Consider the following 496-nt stretch of genomic DNA (forward strand, 5'->3'; position numbering starts at 1 on the left):
TGCTACTTCTTTACCGTTTTGGAAAAGTTTTTCGAAAACTACAATTGTTTTACCTTCAAGAGCACTTGCATCAAAAGTAAATGTTACATCTACAGATCCATTTGCTTTTTCGGCAGTGAATGTAGTAGACCCTGTAACTTCTTTACCATCAACTAATAATGGTTTATTTGTTGATTTGTCCATTAATTTACCAGTTACTGTGTATTCTTTACCTACAACTAGGTTTTCATACTTAACTGCATCCTTAATAGTTACATTCTTTTCAGCTGAAACCTTTTTATCACCATCTTTAGCATCTACTGCTGTTGTTCCAATTTTGATTACAGGAACTTCAGGTTTTTTAGGTACTTCAACTGTTTGTCCTTTATCGTTAATATCTTCATGACTTGCTACTTCTTTACCGTTTTGGAAAAGTTTTTCGAAGACTACGATTGTTTTACCTTCAAGAGCATTTGCATCGAATGTAAAGTTTACATCTACTGTTCCGTTTGCATTT

1 protein-coding gene is annotated in these 496 nt (G+C 33.3%); it reads right to left on the minus strand.

The window, feature by feature from the left end; genetic code table 11:
• On the minus strand, positions 1-496 hold a 496-nt coding region (locus BG262_RS10715; protein ID WP_158006636.1), incomplete at both ends, for a VaFE repeat-containing surface-anchored protein.

The sequence above is a fragment of the Floricoccus penangensis genome (assembly GCF_001832885.1).
Lineage (GTDB): Bacteria > Bacillota > Bacilli > Lactobacillales > Streptococcaceae > Floricoccus > Floricoccus penangensis.